Source organism: Promicromonospora umidemergens, from assembly GCF_024171995.1.
In the GTDB taxonomy this organism is placed as follows: Bacteria; Actinomycetota; Actinomycetes; order Actinomycetales; family Cellulomonadaceae; genus Promicromonospora; species Promicromonospora umidemergens.
The window spans coordinates 91694-107434 of the sequence record NZ_JAMTCT010000001.1 but is presented as its reverse complement, the minus strand read 5'-3'; the positions used below and the strand labels follow the sequence as shown (position 1 = coordinate 107434).

The window sequence follows — 15741 nt, the reverse complement described above, 5'->3', positions numbered from 1 at the left end:
AGTTCCTGAATCCCGTTCAGGATAGAGGAACGAACCGTTCCTGAACTGCTCGTAATGTCTGAGACATGGAGACCACGCAGAACACCCAGGACATCACCGCCGCCGAGATCCGCCCCTTCCGGATCGATATCCCGCAGGCCGACCTCGACGACCTCGCGGACCGCCTCGCCCGCACCCGGTTCGCCCCGGCCGCCCCCGGAGACTCGTGGGACTACGGGACGCCCGAGTCCTACCTCCGCGAGTCCGTCGAGCAGTGGCGCACCGAGTTCGACTGGCGCGCGGTCGAGGAGCGCGCCAACTCCTTCCCGCAGTTCGTCACCGAGGTCGACGGCCAGAGCGTGCACTTTCTCCACGTCCGCTCGGCAGAGCCCGGCGCGCAGGCCCTGCTCCTCTCCCACACCTACCCGGGCTCGGTCCTCGACTTCCTCGACCTGATCGGGCCCCTCACCGACCCGGTGGCGCACGGCGGCCGGGCGGAGGACGCGTTCCACGTGGTGGTCCCCTCCACCCCCGGTTACGGCTTCAGCACCCCGCTGAGCGAGCCGGCCGACGGCGGGAGCTGGACCATGGCCCGCGTCGCCCGCACCTTCGACACGCTGATGCGGCAGCTCGGCTACGACTCCTACGGCGCCCACGGCAGCGACGGCGGAGCCATGATCGGGCGCGAGCTGGCCGTGCTCGATCCCGAGGGTTTCCTCGGCTCGCACGTGCTCCAGCTCTTCTCGTTCCCGTCCGGCGCGGAGGGCGAGATGGACGGGTTCGGCCCCAAGGAGTTCGCCGCTCTGGAGCACATGCAGTGGTTCCAGAGCGTGGGCGGGTACAACGCGATGAACGGCTCGCGGCCCCAGACCATCGCCGCAGGGCTCAGCGACTCGCCCGTGGCACAGCTCGCGTACAGCGAGCTGTTCGAGAACTTCGGCAACGGCACCAGCCTGGTCTCCCGCGACCAGGTGCTCGCCCAGGCCAGCCTGTACTGGCTCACCAACACCGCGGCCACGGCGGTGCGCTACCACTACACCGAGCAGCGCTCGGGCGCCGAGCCCGTGGTCAGCACCGGCCGGATCGGCGTCGCCGTCTTCGCCGACGACTTCCAGACCATCCGGTCGCTGGCCGAGCGTGACAACGCGCGCATCGAGCACTGGGCGGAGTACCCGGAGGGCGGCCACTTCGCGGCCATGGAGGTGCCGGAGCTGGTGGTCCAGGACCTGCGCACCTTCTTCGCGGTGCGCTGAGCCGCCCCGCACGGACCCGCCGGACCCCCAGGCCGCCGGGCGGCCTGGGGGCCCGGCACGTGCGCTCGCGCGTCAGTGGTCCTCGTGGTCCTCGTGGTCCTCGTGCTCCTCGTGCTCCTCGTGGGCGTGAGCCTCGCCGCCCGTGACGCCGTTCAGCTCGTTCGGCGTAACGCCGAGCTCGGCCGTCTTCCACACCTCGCCGGACTCGACGTCGACCGCGTGGATCGAGTCGGTCGCCGGGTCCGTGACGTACACGGAGCCGTCCAGGGCGAGGATCGCGGGCCGCGGCTCCTGCCACTCGACGGGCTCCTCCCACTCGTCGATCACCGGGATCGACTTCGTGACCTCCGCCTTCTCGGGGTCGATCACGTGCACCTGGCCGTCCGTGCCGAGCACCAGCGCCTCGCCGTCGTCACCCCGCGCGAGCGACCGGAAGGTGTACGACGACGGCAGCTCGACCAGCTCGAGCTTCCCGTCGCGCGTGTCGATCAGCGAGACCTGCGTGGGACGCTCCAGCTCGGCGTCCTTGTCCGTCTTGTAGTCGCCCAGGACGACCGGCGACGCCTCGGTGCCGGCCTGGTTGCCGATGCGGCCGTAGCTGTCCGGCGCGTCCACCTTGGTGATCTTGCCGTCCGTGTAGAGCAGCGCACCGTCCTGGCAGCCGATCAGCACCGCCTCGTCGGCAGCGACGGCCTCGCCGTGCACCCCGGGGCACTCGTCGGACGCGGCGATCTCCTTGCCGTCGCCGTCGAGCACCCGGATGCCGTTGGCACCCTCCTCCGTGCCCTCGGAGACGACCAGCGTGTCGTCGGTCAGCTCGACCGCCACCCCGTGGTGGGCCGACGGTGTCGTGTGCTCCCGAGCCGCTGCGTCGGCGTCGGCCACGTGCTCCGAGTCGACCACGCGGACCAGGCCGGTGCCGTCGTCGAACAGGGCGGTGCGTCCCTCGTGGACCACGACGTGACCGGGCTTGGCCGCCTCGTAGGCCACGTCCGTGAGCGTCGGCTCGGCGGTCCAGTAGTGCGCGTGGTCGCCGTGGGCCTCGGCCCAGCTGCCGAGGTCGAGGGCGCGGAACTCGCCCGCGGTGGAGACCATCAGGTGGCGCTCGTCGCCGGCGGGGCTGAGGCGGTTGAAGCCCTCCAGCTCGATGTCGCCGACCGGCTCGAGGCTCATCGCGTCGAGGACGAGCACACCGCCCTGGTAGGTGACGGCGACCCGCGGGGTGCGCGCCTGGGCCTCGGTGGCTTCCGGCGCCTCCTGCTCATCGGTCCCGGCCGAGGCGGACTCCGAGGCGGCGCCCGAGGCGGTCCCGTCGTCGGCCGCGCAGGCGCTCAGGAGGAGCAGGGAGAGTGCTGCACCGAGGCCCGCCGCGGTGCGCGTGGTGTGATTTCTCATCGTTGGTCGGGCGGCCTGGTCGAGGCCGCCCGCTCCTTCCGTCTAGAATGACAATCATTCTCGTTACCAAGACAGAGTGAACCAGAGATGAGAACGATTCTCAAACATGGCCTGATGATGTCGCCCCGAAGACCTAACGGCCGGGCCGTACCGCAGGGTCGTGCCGGGCCAGGAAGTCCACGACCCGCGCCGTGACCTGGTCCGGGACCTGACCGCGCACGCCGTGCCCGCCCGGGTAGATCTCGACCTCGGCACTCGGCAGCCGCTCGGCGAGGCGCCGCTTCCCCGCGGCAGGCTCCGACACCACCGACTCGCCGCCGTAGATCGCCAGGAGCGGCGGGGCGAACGACTCCAGCTCGGCATCTTTGAGCGGCCGCGCCCAGCCGGCCGCGAGCCGGTACCGCTGGCTCGCCTTGGCGGTCGCGCGCTCGACATCGGTCATGGTGACGCCGGGCGTCAGCCACTCGCCCATCCTGCGCCAGCCCTCGTCCGTCGTGTCCCCGCCGAAGCGGACCACCTTCAGCAGCGCGCGCCACGGTATCCGGGTGATCACCCCGTTGGGCTCGATCAGGGTGACGCTCGCCACCCGGTCGGCCGCGTACAGGCCCGCCAGCGTCGCGTGCCAGGCGCCCGACGACTCCCCCAGCACGTGGACGCGGTCGAGCCCGAGCCCGTCCAGCACCTCCGCGAACCAGACGCCGTAGTCGGCGTCGCCGGCCAACGGGGCGGTCTGGACGCTTCGCCCGGCCGCCCCGATCGTGTCGAACGCATGGACGGTGCGGCCCTGCGCCAGCCCCTCGACGACGGCGTGCCAGTGCAGGCTGCTGCCGAGCACACCGGCCAGCAGCACGAGCGGCACCCCGTCACCGGAGCCGGACCGGCGCACGTGCGTGGGCCCGAACGAGGTCGGCACGTCGGCCAGCTCCGCGGGCACCGGCCAGAGCTCCGCCATCGCCTCGTACGTGCGCAGGTAGGCCTCCCGCGCCTCGTCGCTCTTGAACTTTCCGATCCGGGCCATGGCGTTCCCTCCGTCATTTTGATGGTATGAACATATCATCTATCATGGTTCGTACGTACCATGAAGGTGGCCCCGACGGGTCGCACACGAGAGAGCGGGACCGCATGCCGAAGCTGGCCGACCACGATCAGCGGCGAACGCAGATCACGAGCGCCGCGCGTCGGGTCATCGCCAGGGACGGCCTGGCAGCGGCCACCTTCCAGTCCGTCGCGGCCGAGGCCGGCATCTCGGTGCGGCTGGTGCAGTACTACTTCGGCACCAAGCGGAAGTTCCTGCTCGCCACCCACCACGCGGTGGTGGCCGACGCCGGCGCGCGGTTCACCCGTCGCCTCAGCACGCTCGGCGCCGAGCCGGCCCCTCGCGAGGTGATCCGCGCGATCCTCACGGAGCTGCTCCCGACGGACGCCGACCGACGGCGGGACACCATCGTCCTCAACACGTTCCACGCCGCGGCGCTCACCAGCACCGACGTCGGCGCGGAGGACACGCTCGGTGCGCCACGCTTTCTCGCCCGGGCCATCGCGGAGCAGCTGCGGCGGGCCCGCGGGGACGCGGCGCCGGCCGCCGGGCGGGCGAGCGAGCAGGCCGCCGGGCGGGCGGCCGAGCTGGACGCCGAGCTGATCGTGGCCGGCGCCGGCGGCCTGGCCCAGACGCTCCTTGTCGACGACGGCGCCGAGCAGCGCGTGGGCGAGCTGCTCGACCGGCTCCTCGACCGGATGGTCGAGGCCTGATCAGCCCAGGTTCGAGTAGGCGACGACGAACACCGTCGCGACGACCGCAGTACCGCCGATCGCGAGCACGACCGGCAGCGCCCCCCGGATGCGGCGCACGAGCAGGCCGGCCAGGAGCGCGAGGCCGGCCACGCCGATCACCGACCAGTAGACGGGACTCGTCGTCTCCCCCACGACCGTGAGCCCGTAGACGGCTTCCCCGACACCGATCCCGGCGAGGAGCGCCGCGCCGAGGGCCGCCCGGACACCGGTCGCGCGCAGCCACGACGCGGCGACCCCCACGAGCGGGCCGGCCGCGAGCCCCACGGCGGAGAACAGGAGCGGGTCGTACCAGAGACCTCGCAGCTGGGATGCCACCGCGTAGCCGAGCACCAGCAGGACGAAGCTGACGGCGCCCAGCAGGGCGGCCGGGCCCGTACGCACCCGCGACCAGAAGACGAGCAGCGCGGTCAGCACCGTCCAGCCGCTGGCCGAGTTCGCGAAGGACCTGAGCTCGCTCGGCAGGGCCCCCTGCGCCCAGGAGGTCGCGCCACCCAGCAGGATGCTCAGGAGCACGACGGCCCCGATGCGCACCGCCAGGCGGAGGGTGCCCGTCGGTACGGTCGACGTCTGGATGCCCGGTGCCGTGATCATGCAAAGAACGTAACGACCCCGCACCACTCGGGGCATCGGTCCATGGTCGGACCGCGTCATCCCCAGGGTGGACTCCGGGCAGCTGGTTCCTCAGGGGCGGCCGCTCGCCCACCGGGCCATCCCCCGGGAGAGCTACCCGACCTGCTTGCCGGCGGGTGACTCGCCCGGACGCTCGCGCTCCTAGCGTTGTTCCTGGTCGCAGAGCCGTGCGGCCGCACAACGACGGAGGCCCTCATGAGCACGACAGCCACGACACCTCGACCGGACTCCGTGGGCGACGCCCGCGGTGGCCCGATCGGCCGCTTCCTGCGGTTTCCGCTGACCTGGATGCTGATCGGCCTGGTAGGGGTCGGCCTCGTGTCCGGGCTGACCGCACAGCGCGAACCGGTCACGGTGATCCCGGTGCTGGGCGCGGCGCTCGCGGTCGTCGTCTACTGGGCGGTGATGCGCTTCGTCGCCCGACGGCGTACACCGGAGATCGCCGGTCGCCGGGCCGCGCCCGAGGCCCTGTTCGGCGCCGCCATCGGCCTGGGCTTCGTCGCGGTCTCGGCGTCCATCATCACCGCCCTCGGCGGCTACTCGTTCACCTGGGCCGACGTCAACGTCCTGGCCGTCATGGCACCTGTGCTCGGCATCGCGTGCGGCGCAGCGGTCACCGAGGAGCTCATGTTCCGCGGCTTCGCGGTGCAGGCCCTCGAACGGATGCTCGGCAGCTGGGTCGCCCTGCTCCTCACTGCGCTGTTCTTCGGTCTGGCGCACGCGTTCAACCCGGGCGCCACCCTGTGGACCGCGCTGGCGATCGCGATCCAGGCCGGAGGCCTGCTCGGTGCCGCGTTCCTCTGGCGACGCAACCTGTGGTTCGCCATCGGGCTCCACTTCGCCTGGAACACCACCGTCGCCCTGATCGGCATCCCGGTCTCCGGCCACGCGGCTGCGGGCCTGCTGGCCGTCGACGTCACCGGCCCGGCCCTGCTGACGGGCGGCACCTTCGGCATCGAGGGGTCGCTGGTGACCGTGACGCTCAGTCTGCTGCTCTCCGTCCCCATGCTGCTGCTGGCCCGACGCCGCGGCACGCTGGTCCCGGGACGTCGCCGCCGCCCGTAGGCTTCGGCGGTGCCTGCCACCATCGCCACCGACCGAGTCCCGCGTCTCCGCCCGATGCTCGGCCGGTGGCGTGTCGGCCGCCCGAGCGTCCGGGACGGTGTGCTGGCGGCGGTCCTCGCGGGGCTCGGCTTCGTCCCGACGCTGTCGACCATCGGCGTCGAGCTCGGCGACCTGCCCGAGCGGCCGGCGGACGCGCTGGCCGTGACGCTGCTCCTCGCGCAGTGCGTGCCCCTCGCGATCCGCCGCCGGTGGCCGCTGGTCTGCCTGGCGATCATCGGCACCGCGTTCGCTCTGGACCAGGCGCTGTCCTACCCGTCGACGTTCGCGAGCGTCGGCCTCTATCTCGCGCTGTATGCCGCCGGGGCGTACCTGGCCCGACGGCGCCGCGTCGTCGCCGTCCTGGCGACCGTCGGTTACCTGGCCCTGGCGGCCACGGTGTCCGGTCTCGGATCGCCCAACCGGCTCCCGGACTTTCTCGCCTTCTACCTCGTACTGGTGGTGATCTGGATGGCCGGCACAGGAATGCGCCGCTGGCGGGCCGAGGAGGTCGAGCACCGGCGTCTGGCAGCCGCCGTGGCGACGTCGGACGAACGAGCCAGGATCGCCAGGGAGCTGCACGACGTGGTGACCCACCACGTGACGGCGATGGTGGTCCAGGCCGACGCCGCGCAGTACCTCCTGCCCACGACACCGGACCGGGTGGGCGAGGGCCTCACCGCCATCAGCGGCACCGGCCGCCGTGCCCTGACCGAGCTGCGGTACCTGCTGGGGGTGCTCGAGGCGACCGGTGAGTCGGCGCCGACGGACCGGGCGCCGGCCCTCGGCCGGGTGAGCGACCTCGTCGAGCAGGCCCGCCAGGCCGGCCAGCCGGTGGAGTGGACCGAGGACGGCGAACAACGGCCCCGGCCCGACGCCGTCGAGCTGGCCGCCTACCGGGTGGTGCAGGAGTCCCTCACCAACGCGCTCAAGTACGCGGCGGGGCGGCCGACCGCCGTCCGGGTGCGGCATGCCGACGAGCACCTCGAGATCGAGGTGACCACGGAGGGGCCCGCTGTGCCGGCCTCGGTGCCCGTCGCCACGCCCGCCGGTGCGCCGGCTGCCGCGGCCGCCACGCCGGTCGCGCCGGTCGCGCCGGTCCCAGAGGTCCCGCCGGTCGCGCCGGTCCCAGAGGTCCCGCCGGTCGCGCCGGTACCGGCGGTCGCGCCGCCCGGGGGCCGCGGTCTCACCGGGCTCCGGGAACGTGTCCGGGTGCTCGACGGCGACCTGGAGGCCGGCCCGCTGCCCGGCGGCGGGTTCAGCGTGCGCGCCGTGATCCCTTCCAACCTTGCCAGGAGCAGCTCATGACCGTCTCCCCTACGGACGCACGACCCCCGATCCGCGTGCTGGTCTGCGAGGACCAGGAGCTGGTCCGGGTCGGCTACGTCACCATCTTCTCCGCGCAGCCCGACATGGAGGTCGTCGGCGAGGCGGCGGACGGGCGCTCGGCCGTCGAGGCGGCGCTCCGGCTGCGCCCCGACGTCGTGGTCATGGACATCCGGATGCCCGTGCTGGACGGCATCGAGGCGACCCGGCAGATCGCGGGCCCCGACGCCGAGACGCCGGCCAGGGTGCTGATGGTGACCACCTTCAACGTCGACGAGTACGTCTACCAGGCGCTCCGCGCCGGGGCCAGCGGGTTCCTCCTCAAGGACTCTCCCCCGGCCGAGCTGGTGGGCGCCGTCCGGACGATCGCTCAGGGTGAGTCCCTGCTCGCCCCCACCGTCACGCGCGCCCTCATCGGCCGCTTCGCCGAGCGGCTGCGCCCGACCGACACGTCCCGGCCCGCCAGGGACGAGATCGTGCGCAGCCTGACCGCGCGCGAGCTCGAGGTGCTCGGACAGCTCGCCGCCGGGCTGTCCAACGCGGAGATCGCCGGGGAGCTCGTCATCACCCCGGAGACCGTGAAGACCTACGTGTCCCGGATCCTGGCCAAGCTCGGCCTGCGCGACCGGGTGCAGGCCGTGGTGCTCGCCTACCGGGTAGGCCTCGTCTCACCGGAGGCGTAGCACCGGCGTCTGCCGGTGGTGCTTCTCGGGAGCTCGCGGATCAGGTACGTCCGACGGGAGAGCTCACGGGACGTCCAGGTCGCTCCGGACGGGCTGCCGGAGGATCGTCCGCTGCTTCTCGGGCGCGACCCGGCGGAGGTCGCTGAGGTAGATCTCGTGGTGCCTGCCGACCATCCGGAGGCCGTTGCCCGGGATGAACTCGTCATGCATCCGCGCGAGCACGTCGGCCTCGTCGTCGAACGTGCCGACGTGCAGCGTCTGCACGCAGCGCCCTTCGGAGAGCGGCTCGAGACGGACGTCGTCGAGCCGGGCGGGGCTGCTCTTCGCCCGGACCTGGTCGACGGCGGCTGCGTACAGGTCCTGGTCGATCCAGTCCGGCTGCATGATCATCAGGGTCCAGCTCCACCGCGACTTGTCCCGCTCGGCGGTGAACGAGTCCATGTCCTCCGCCCACCACTGCCCTTCCAGCGGCATGACGACGAAGTCGCGGCCGAGCTCCCGCTTGCCCGCGAACTTAAGGGTGTACGCCAGCGGATAGAGCGTCTCGACCGCCTCGGTGAAGACCGGCGAGGTGTTCGGGTCCCCGTGGCCGTCGATCATGAGGTACTGCAGGTCAGGCACGTCGAGGATGCGGAGCTCGCCACGCTTCGCGCGATAGGCGTCGAGGCTCTTCTTGAAGTCAGCCTTCTCAGACATTCGTCACCTGGACCCGACCGGCGGGCCACGACCTTTCAGTCTCCAGAGCTTCAGCGGACACCTGGTGAACCATCCGGTAGAGCGCGGGGCGGGCGCATCCGACGGCGCCGCCGCGGCGGCGGGGCTCGGTCGGGCCGTGCCCGGGTCACATCCGGCACCCGCGCGAAGGTCCTGTTCCAGAATGCAGTTGGGCATGGTCCAGCGCCCTGGAGCATGCCAGATCGCATGGTCGAAGCGGACCGGCCGGCGCCGACCGCAGCTGCTGGCAACAACGGACGAGAGCCCGGCCGATGGCCAGGCTCTCGGAAACAAACGATGACGCGGGACACCTACGAACAATGTCCCGCGTCATCACGATCGGTGGAGCTGGGGGGACTCGAACCCCCGACCCCCTGCATGCCATGCAGGTGCGCTACCAGCTGCGCCACAGCCCCAAAATGTCCGCCCATCAGGGCGAGCGTCGTCAGTCTAGACCGATTGGGGCCGCTGGACCAAAGCGGCCGGCAGCCTCCCTTCCGGCATCGAGCGTCGAGCGTCGAGTGCAGACTTGGTTGCCGTGCCTTCAGCCGAGTGCAGAGTTGGTTGCGGATACAGGGCTCATATCCGCAACCAACTCTGCACTCGGCGTTGGGGGCCGCAACCATGTCTGCACTCGGCAGGTGAGGTGGCGCCGCGGCGCCGTCGGCCGTCACACCGCCGTGACGAGGCCCCCGGTGGCGGAACGCGCCCGCCCGAGCCGGCCCGCGACGTCGGACCAGCTGGCGAGGTTCCAGAACGCCTTGATGTAGTCGGCCTTGACGTTGAGGTAGTCCAGGTAGAACGCGTGCTCCCACATGTCCAGCATCAGCAGCGGGGTGACGCCGAGCGGCACGTTCGCCTGCTGGTCGAACAGCTGGAACACCAGCAGGCGCTGACCGATGCTGTCCCAGCCGAGCACCGCCCAGCCGGACCCCTGGATGCCGGTCGCCACGGCGGCGAAGTGCGCCTTGAACGCCGCGAACCCGCCGAACTGGTCGGCGATCGCGGCCGCGAGCTCGCCGTCCGGCTCGCCGCCGCCGTCGGGCGAGAGGTTGTGCCAGAAGACCGTGTGGTTGGTGTGCCCGCCCAGGTTGAACGCGAGGTTCTTCTCGTGCAGGTTCACCGCGGCGAGGTCGCCGCTCTCGCGGGCCGCGGCCAGCGCGTCGAGCGCGGCGTTGGCGCCGGCCACGTACGTGGCGTGGTGCTTGTCGTGGTGCAGCTCCATGATCCGCCCGCTGATGTGCGGCTCGAGCGCCGCGTAGTCGTAGGGCAGTTCAGGCAGGGTGTAGACGGGCATTGGTCGTCCTCTCATCGAATGCTTCCGACGCTAGAACCTCAACCTCAGTTGAGGTCAACGAACGTCACGAGGCGAGACGGTGATCGTCGACACAGTGCCCGGCCGGACCTTGCTCGCCGAGCTCTTGCTCGCCGACGCGGCGTTCGTGGATCCTTACTCCACGCTCTCCCGGCAGCACATCGACTCGCAACTTCCGGTCCCGCCCGTAGTCGCCGTCGGCCAGCGCGCGGTACCGGACCGGCTCCTCGGCGCCGAGGCCGGCGATCCGCTCACGCAGACGCTCCACCTCCCGGTCGAACCGGTCCCAACCCGGCCGGTCGACGCCGGCGACCAGGTGCGGCCGGAGCGGCTCCATGCCCGTGTACCAGGCGATCCCGTGCAGGAACGGGAAGAACAGCTCGTCAAGGTCGCCGTTCAGCCCCCGCGGCTCGAACGACTCGGCCCGGTCCCCCGCCGCGACGACCGCGAGCACCCGCCGCCCGGCCAGGCCGCCGTCGCCGTACTTGCGCGGCAGGCCGGCGTCGTCCTGGAGGCCGAACGCGAAGCCGTTGACGAACACCCGGTCGAACCAGCCCTTGAGGATGGCGGGCATGCCGTGCCACCACATCGGGAACACCAGCACCACCAGGTCGGCCCGGCGCAGCTTGTCCTGCTCGGCCAGGATCTCGGGGGCGAGCGTCCCGGCGCCGTACGCGTGCCTCGACCGCGCCGAGACGGTCTCGGCCCCGCCGTCGACGTCGCGGTAGTCCTCCAGGCGGACCGCCGGATCCCAGCCCATGGCATAGAGGTCGGACACCTCAACGGAGCTGCCGGAGCCCTTCAGCGCCGAGCCGGCCACGCGGGCCAGCTCGGCGGTCAGCGAGCGCGGGCTGGGATGTGCGGTGACGACCAGCGCGTGCATGTGCTTCTCCTTCGACGGCGAGCGGTACCTGCCTCACGCTATGAACTCGGTACGGTCTCCACAAGTACGCACATCACTGACACATACTGACGGTTTGGATACTGTCGGATCATGACCACAGCCGCCGAGACCATGCGACCCTCCGTCCAGCGAGCCGTCGAGGTCTGCCCCGTCGAGGTGTCGATGGCGGTGCTCGGCGGTGCCTGGAAGCTGAGTGCCGTCAAGTACCTGCTCGAACGCACGCACCGCTTCGGCGAGCTGCAGCGGCGCCTCGGAACGGTGACGCCGCGCACCCTGACGCGCGTGCTCCGCGACCTGGAGGCCGACGGCATCGTCGTCCGCACCGTCTATGCGGAGGTGCCGCCCAAGGTCGAGTACTCCCTCACCGACCTCGGCAGGTCCCTCGACCAGGTGGTCGGGTGGCTCGACGCCTGGGGCGACGCGTACCCGCGGCCCGTGGGCTGAGACCGGGGCGAGCGCACTGCCGCTCAGCCGGTCTGCGGCACCGGCGTCTGCTGGTAGAGCGCGAGCCGCCACGCGTCGTCCTGCCGGGTGTAGACGCTCGACATCAGCGCCACGAACGCCGGCTCGGCGCCGTCGCGGTAGGCACGGCCCGTGTAGACGAGGATCGCGTCGCGGTCCCCGAGCCGGATCAGCCGCTCGTCCGAGATCCGGTAGGTGCGCCAGGGCGGTGCGGCGCCCAGGGATGCCACGACCGCCGGCCGGTCGAGGACCACACCGTTGGCCAGGACCATGACTCCGTCCTCTGTCATGACCGACCCGTAGAAGTCCGCACCCGTGCTGTCGCACAGGGACTTCCACCCCTGGTGCTCAAGGTCCAGCAGCTCGTCGACGTCCACGGCCTTCTCCCCTCGTCCGCTGTGGACGATAGGCACGGCGGGTCGCACCGGTCAACCGGCACGGGATCGACGCCCCGCGAACGGCTCGACCGGCCCGAGCTGCTGGACCAGCGCCGACTCAGTCCTGGATGAGCGCGATGACGTTGCCCGCCGGGTCGGCGATCCAGCCGATCGTCGGCCCCTTGCTCGGGTCGGTGCTGCGCGATACGCCGCGCTCGTCCTGGTCGAACCCGGGGTACCGGATCAGGCTCACCCCCGCGGCTTCCAGCTCCGTCACCGCCTCGTCGATGTCTGGCACCACGAGGTTGAGCACGGTGTACGACGCCGGCGCGTGCGCCTCCCCCTTCGGGTAGACGAACACCGTCGAGCCGTCGGTGAGGTCGATGTCGAGACCGCCCATGGCGTTCTCGCGCGCGGGCAGGCCAAGCGTGTCGCGATAGAAGCGGAGGGCGGCTTCGGCGTCGTCCACCGAGAGGCCGCTGAAGCTGCGGAGCGTGGTGATCATCGTGGGTCCCTTTCCTCGGAGCGGTCATACGACCGACTCCCGAACGCACGGGAAATCATCGGCTCGTGCGCCCCGGGCTCCCGGAAACAGAAATGACGCGGGACATCAACCTACGATGTCCCGCGTCATCACGATCGGTGGAGCTGGGGGGACTCGAACCCCCGACCCCCTGCATGCCATGCAGGTGCGCTACCAGCTGCGCCACAGCCCCGATTGGTCTCTCCCAGCCATTCCGGCCGGGCGAGCGTCGTTAGTCTATGCAGACCGACGCCAGGGACCAAATCAAAACCCCGTGCGTTCTGTCACGCGGTCCGGCGCCCTGCCCGGCGCCGGCTCGTCACTGCCGCGCTTCCGGCCCGGACTGCCAGGTATCGAGCGGATATCCGGCGCCCACGTTGTGCGCGAGGAGCCGCCACGCCGGCGTCGCACCCGGCCCAGAGGCACGCAGGTGCGACCAGTGCACGTTGTGCAGGCCGTGCAGCCCGCGCCACGTCGCCGGGTCGAGGCCCAGCAGCCGGGTGATCGCCTGCGTGATCGCCGACCCGTGCGACACGACGACGAGCGTCTCACCCGCACTCAGCGCTTCGGCGTGCCGCAGCACTGCCTCCTCCATGCGTCGGGCGACGGCGTCCTTTGGCTCGACGCCCTCGACCGGGGGCTCGCCACCGCTTCGCCAGACCGCGTGCTCGTCCGGCCAGCGCTCGACGATCTCGGTGTCGGTCATGCCCTCCCAGATACCGAACGAGCGCTCACGGAGCCCTGCGTCGGCCACGACCTCCAGGCCCACGTGCCGCGCGTAGGCGACGGCCGTGTCCCGTGCCCGCTGCAGGTCGCTGGCCACCACGAGGGAGCCCTTGTGCGATGCCGCCAGCGCCGTAGCGCCCTGCTCCGCCTGCCAGCGTCCGACCTCGTCGAGGGGGATGTCGATCTGGCCCTGCAGGCGCAGTCCCGCGTTGTATGCCGTGCGCGCATGGCGCAGCAGCACGATCGTGCCCGCCGTCACCGGCGTGCGTCCCCGGCCAGGTGGATCGCGCCGTCGTCGGGGTCGCTGTACTCGCCGGTGTCACCGCCACCCTGCGCGTCCTCGGGGAGCTGGATCGCCGGGCAGTCCTTCCAGAGCCGCTCGAGTGCGTAGTACGTGCGGTCCTCGGCGTGCTGCACGTGCACGACGACGTCGCCGAAGTCGATCAGCACCCAACGGGCCTGGGACTTGCCCTCCCGCCGGATCGGCTTGACGCCCTCCTTGAAGAGCGACTCCTCGACGGCGTCGACGATCGCCGAGACCTGTCGTTCGCTGGCGCCGGACGCGATAAGGAACACGTCGGTCAGCACCAGCTGCTCGCTCACGTCGAGCGCGATGATCTCCTGCGCCTTGACGCTGCTCGCCGCTCGCGCGGCAAGGATCGCAAGCTCTGTAGCCCGGTCTGTCGCGGTCATGCCGCACCACCTCCTGTGAAAGCGCCGGGTAACCCACCCGGGAGGGTGCCCAGCAGGGCCGCGGCCTGGTCCTGCGGGATGGCGCTGTCGCCCTCGAGCACGAGCTTCCAGATCAGGAGGCCCAGCACGAACGCGACGACCACCAGGATGATGTAGTGGAGCCAGGTGTACTGCGGTCCCTCGTCCTCCTCCTCGGCCCACTCCTCGTCCGCGTCGCGGCGGGAAGATCGGGACGGAGCGACCGGACCGGGTCCGAACTGGCCACCGGGACCGCCAGGCTGCTGCTGTCCCGGACCGCCCAGCTGGCCGGCGGCAGGGCCACCGGCGCCAGGGCGCCCGGGGAACGGGGAAGCCGGGGCGGCGGGACCGCCACCCGGCGGCAGCGACTGCGGAGCCGCCTGCGCGCCGGCCTCCCAGGGAAGGGCGGGAGCGGCGCCGCCGCCCGACATCCCGCTGGGCGGAACGCCGGCCGGCTGTCCGGGTCCGCCAGGGCGCTGCTGACCGAGACCGGCCGGTGCTCCGGGCGCGCCCGGGGCACCGGATCGGGTACCGAACGGTGACGGCGGGCCCGACGGCGGCTGCGTCGGCGCAGGCGGAGCGGCACCCCACTGCGTCGTCTGGCCGGGGTCACCGGACCTGCCGGGAGCGCCTGGCCCGCCAGGACCGGGGCCCTGGGGAGCATTCTGTCCACCGAACCGGCCGGACCGACCCTGCTGGGGGGCGGGCGGCACGGGAGCTGCGGACGGACGGGAGCCGAACGGGCTGGGCGGCGGGCCACCCTGCGGCCCCTGACCGCCCTGCGAGCCTGGACCCTGCTGGCCCGGTCCACCCGGGCCGGGACGCTGACCAGGAGCACCAGGCCCCTGGCCACCCGGCCCAGGAGCACGATTACCAGGACCGGACGGCGGGGCACCGTGGCCCGCCGTGCCGGACGGCGCCGCGCCGGGCCGGCCCTGACCGGGCCCCCCGGAACCGTACGGCGGCGGAGGGTTGCCACCGGGCTGCTGCACGGGCGTCAGACGACCGGTCGCGTCCACACCGCGCGAGCCACCCGTCGCCTGCGGCGGCCGAGCCACCGGCGGGTTCTGCGGCGACCAACCTCCCTCAGGCGCGGGCGCGCCACGGTGCGGCTCCTGCTGCCCGCCCTGCGGCGGGTAAGCACCACCGGCGCTACCGGCACCACCAGCGGCGGCCGCGGCGGCAGCCTCACGCTCGCGAATCTCGCGGCGCGTCATGGGACGACCCTTGTTGTCACTCATCGTGAAGACCTCGATACAGTCCGTGCTTGGCGATGTACTGGACCACGCCGTCAGGCACCAGATACCAGACCGGCAACCCCTCCTCGGCCCGACGACGACAGTCGGTCGAGGAGATAGCTAGCGCGGGAACCTCGAGCGTCGTCACACCGTCCCGAGGCAGCCCGTCCACGGAGAGCATGTGCCCTGGCCGTGTGACAGCGACGAAGTGTGCCATGTCCCACAGCTTCTCGGCATCCTTCCACCGAAGAATCTGCTGGATGGCGTCCGCACCCGAGATGAAATAGAGGTCCGCCTCCGGGCGCTGGTCACGGAGATCTCGGAGGGTGTCCACCGTGTAGGTGAGGCCCGCTCGGTCGATGTCGACGCGGCTCACGGTGAAGCGCGGGTTCGACGCCGTGGCGATCACCGTCATGAGATAGCGGTGCTCCGCCGGGGTGACTCGCTGCTCCTGCTTGAACCCCGGCCGGCCCGTGGGGACAAAGACGACTTCGTCCAGCCCCAGGTGGGCGACCGCTTCGCTCGCGGCCACGAGGTGTCCGTGGTGGATGGGATCGAACGTGCCGCCCATCACCCCGATGCGCGGCCTGGTCCCAGTGGGGGCACTCATACG

The 15741-nt window shown here is 71.7% G+C and carries 18 protein-coding genes and 2 tRNA genes; 6 read left to right on the top strand and 14 right to left on the bottom strand.

Going from position 1 to position 15741, the window contains the following annotated elements:
* Positions 1-65: 65 nt before the first annotated feature.
* Positions 66-1232, top strand: a complete 1167-nt coding sequence (locus tag APR04_RS00495) for an epoxide hydrolase family protein (RefSeq protein WP_253867123.1) — start codon at positions 66-68, stop codon at positions 1230-1232.
* Positions 1233-1304: 72 nt separating this feature from the next.
* On the opposite strand, the gene aztD is transcribed toward APR04_RS00495, so the two are convergent.
* Positions 1305-2627 carry a zinc metallochaperone AztD gene (gene aztD, locus APR04_RS00490; protein WP_253867121.1) on the bottom strand — a complete coding sequence of 441 codons (1323 nt, stop codon included), beginning with the start codon at positions 2625-2627 and terminating at the stop codon, positions 1305-1307.
* Between the two features lie 133 nt (positions 2628-2760).
* A complete protein-coding gene (locus APR04_RS00485; RefSeq protein WP_253867116.1) occupies positions 2761-3645 on the bottom strand; it encodes an alpha/beta fold hydrolase in 885 nt (294 codons plus the stop codon).
* A gap of 104 nt (positions 3646-3749) precedes the next feature.
* On the opposite strand from APR04_RS00485, the gene APR04_RS00480 reads away from it, so the two are divergent.
* On the top strand, positions 3750-4376 hold the full coding sequence (locus APR04_RS00480; protein ID WP_253867115.1) for a TetR/AcrR family transcriptional regulator: 627 nt from the start codon (positions 3750-3752) through the stop codon (positions 4374-4376).
* Here the strand turns inward: APR04_RS00480 and APR04_RS00475 are convergent, their stop codons facing one another.
* A complete protein-coding gene (locus APR04_RS00475; RefSeq protein WP_253867113.1) occupies positions 4377-5009 on the bottom strand; it encodes a DUF6518 family protein in 633 nt (210 codons plus the stop codon).
* A 234-nt stretch (positions 5010-5243) separates the two neighbouring features.
* On the opposite strand from APR04_RS00475, the gene APR04_RS00470 reads away from it, so the two are divergent.
* From APR04_RS00470 to APR04_RS00460, 3 genes are read left to right on the top strand one after another with little or no spacing between them, the layout of a single operon-like run.
* On the top strand, positions 5244-6113 hold the full coding sequence (locus APR04_RS00470) for a CPBP family intramembrane glutamic endopeptidase (protein WP_253867112.1): 870 nt from the start codon (positions 5244-5246) through the stop codon (positions 6111-6113).
* 9 nt (positions 6114-6122) lie between these two features.
* Entirely contained in the window at positions 6123-7457 is a 1335-nt protein-coding gene (locus tag APR04_RS30845) for a sensor histidine kinase (RefSeq protein ID WP_253867111.1), read from the top strand.
* Complete coding sequence (locus APR04_RS00460; protein WP_253867107.1) at positions 7454-8158, top strand: response regulator; 705 nt, start codon at positions 7454-7456, stop codon at positions 8156-8158. Before APR04_RS30845 ends, APR04_RS00460 begins: the two co-directional genes overlap by 4 nt.
* A 63-nt stretch (positions 8159-8221) precedes the next feature.
* On the opposite strand, the gene APR04_RS00455 is transcribed toward APR04_RS00460, so the two are convergent.
* From APR04_RS00455 to APR04_RS00440, 4 genes are all read right to left on the bottom strand, one after another.
* Positions 8222-8854 (bottom strand): GyrI-like domain-containing protein, encoded by a 633-nt coding sequence (locus tag APR04_RS00455; protein WP_253867105.1) that lies wholly within the window; start codon positions 8852-8854, stop codon positions 8222-8224.
* Positions 8855-9215: 361 nt separating this feature from the next.
* A tRNA-Ala gene (locus APR04_RS00450) sits at positions 9216-9288 on the bottom strand.
* A gap of 254 nt (positions 9289-9542) precedes the next feature.
* A complete protein-coding gene (locus APR04_RS00445) occupies positions 9543-10169 on the bottom strand; it encodes a superoxide dismutase (RefSeq protein ID WP_253867099.1) in 627 nt (208 codons plus the stop codon).
* A 64-nt stretch (positions 10170-10233) separates the two neighbouring features.
* Positions 10234-11070 carry an NAD(P)H-dependent oxidoreductase gene (locus APR04_RS00440; protein ID WP_253867097.1) on the bottom strand — a complete coding sequence of 279 codons (837 nt, stop codon included), beginning with the start codon at positions 11068-11070 and terminating at the stop codon, positions 10234-10236.
* Between the two features lie 111 nt (positions 11071-11181).
* Between APR04_RS00440 and APR04_RS00435 the strand changes: the two genes are divergently transcribed.
* Positions 11182-11535 carry a winged helix-turn-helix transcriptional regulator gene (locus APR04_RS00435; protein ID WP_301311938.1) on the top strand — a complete coding sequence of 118 codons (354 nt, stop codon included), beginning with the start codon at positions 11182-11184 and terminating at the stop codon, positions 11533-11535.
* A gap of 23 nt (positions 11536-11558) precedes the next feature.
* Here APR04_RS00435 and APR04_RS00430 read toward each other — a convergent pair whose 3' ends face one another.
* The 7 genes from APR04_RS00430 to nadD all read right to left on the bottom strand — a co-directional run bounded on the left by APR04_RS00430 (position 11559) and on the right by nadD (position 15738).
* Entirely contained in the window at positions 11559-11930 is a 372-nt protein-coding gene (locus APR04_RS00430) for a nuclear transport factor 2 family protein (protein ID WP_253867095.1), read from the bottom strand.
* A 118-nt stretch (positions 11931-12048) separates the two neighbouring features.
* Complete coding sequence (locus APR04_RS00425; RefSeq protein WP_253867094.1) at positions 12049-12435, bottom strand: VOC family protein; 387 nt, start codon at positions 12433-12435, stop codon at positions 12049-12051.
* 138 nt (positions 12436-12573) lie between these two features.
* Positions 12574-12646: transfer RNA gene (locus tag APR04_RS00420), tRNA-Ala, on the bottom strand.
* A gap of 126 nt (positions 12647-12772) precedes the next feature.
* Positions 12773-13438: a histidine phosphatase family protein gene (locus tag APR04_RS00415; protein ID WP_253867092.1), complete on the bottom strand. Its 666-nt coding sequence runs from the start codon at positions 13436-13438 to the stop codon at positions 12773-12775.
* Entirely contained in the window at positions 13435-13872 is a 438-nt protein-coding gene (gene rsfS, locus APR04_RS00410) for a ribosome silencing factor (protein ID WP_253867088.1), read from the bottom strand. Before rsfS ends, APR04_RS00415 begins: the two co-directional genes overlap by 4 nt.
* Entirely contained in the window at positions 13869-15131 is a 1263-nt protein-coding gene (locus tag APR04_RS00405; protein ID WP_253868017.1) for a hypothetical protein, read from the bottom strand. Before APR04_RS00405 ends, rsfS begins: the two co-directional genes overlap by 4 nt.
* Positions 15124-15738 (bottom strand): nicotinate-nucleotide adenylyltransferase, encoded by a 615-nt coding sequence (nadD, locus tag APR04_RS00400; protein WP_253867086.1) that lies wholly within the window; start codon positions 15736-15738, stop codon positions 15124-15126. Before nadD ends, APR04_RS00405 begins: the two co-directional genes overlap by 8 nt.
* Positions 15739-15741: the final 3 nt, after the last annotated feature.

Bases quoted from the DNA above. Each gene is read 5' to 3' on its own strand.
- APR04_RS00495 (WP_253867123.1), top strand. From the start codon at position 66: ATGGAGACCACGCAGAACACCCAGGACATCACCGCCGCCGAGATCCGC.
- aztD (WP_253867121.1), bottom strand. From the start codon at position 2,627: ATGAGAAATCACACCACGCGCACCGCGGCGGGCCTCGGTGCAGCACTC.
- APR04_RS00485 (WP_253867116.1), bottom strand. From the start codon at position 3,645: ATGGCCCGGATCGGAAAGTTCAAGAGCGACGAGGCGCGGGAGGCCTAC.
- APR04_RS00480 (WP_253867115.1), top strand. From the start codon at position 3,750: ATGCCGAAGCTGGCCGACCACGATCAGCGGCGAACGCAGATCACGAGC.
- APR04_RS00475 (WP_253867113.1), bottom strand. From the start codon at position 5,009: ATGATCACGGCACCGGGCATCCAGACGTCGACCGTACCGACGGGCACC.
- APR04_RS00470 (WP_253867112.1), top strand. From the start codon at position 5,244: ATGAGCACGACAGCCACGACACCTCGACCGGACTCCGTGGGCGACGCC.
- APR04_RS00460 (WP_253867107.1), top strand. From the start codon at position 7,454: ATGACCGTCTCCCCTACGGACGCACGACCCCCGATCCGCGTGCTGGTC.
- APR04_RS00455 (WP_253867105.1), bottom strand. From the start codon at position 8,854: ATGTCTGAGAAGGCTGACTTCAAGAAGAGCCTCGACGCCTATCGCGCG.
- APR04_RS00445 (WP_253867099.1), bottom strand. From the start codon at position 10,169: ATGCCCGTCTACACCCTGCCTGAACTGCCCTACGACTACGCGGCGCTC.
- APR04_RS00440 (WP_253867097.1), bottom strand. From the start codon at position 11,070: ATGCACGCGCTGGTCGTCACCGCACATCCCAGCCCGCGCTCGCTGACC.
- APR04_RS00435 (WP_301311938.1), top strand. From the start codon at position 11,182: ATGACCACAGCCGCCGAGACCATGCGACCCTCCGTCCAGCGAGCCGTC.
- APR04_RS00425 (WP_253867094.1), bottom strand. From the start codon at position 12,435: ATGATCACCACGCTCCGCAGCTTCAGCGGCCTCTCGGTGGACGACGCC.
- rsfS (WP_253867088.1), bottom strand. From the start codon at position 13,872: ATGACCGCGACAGACCGGGCTACAGAGCTTGCGATCCTTGCCGCGCGA.
- APR04_RS00405 (WP_253868017.1), bottom strand. From the start codon at position 15,131: ATGAGTGACAACAAGGGTCGTCCCATGACGCGCCGCGAGATTCGCGAG.
- nadD (WP_253867086.1), bottom strand. From the start codon at position 15,738: ATGAGTGCCCCCACTGGGACCAGGCCGCGCATCGGGGTGATGGGCGGC.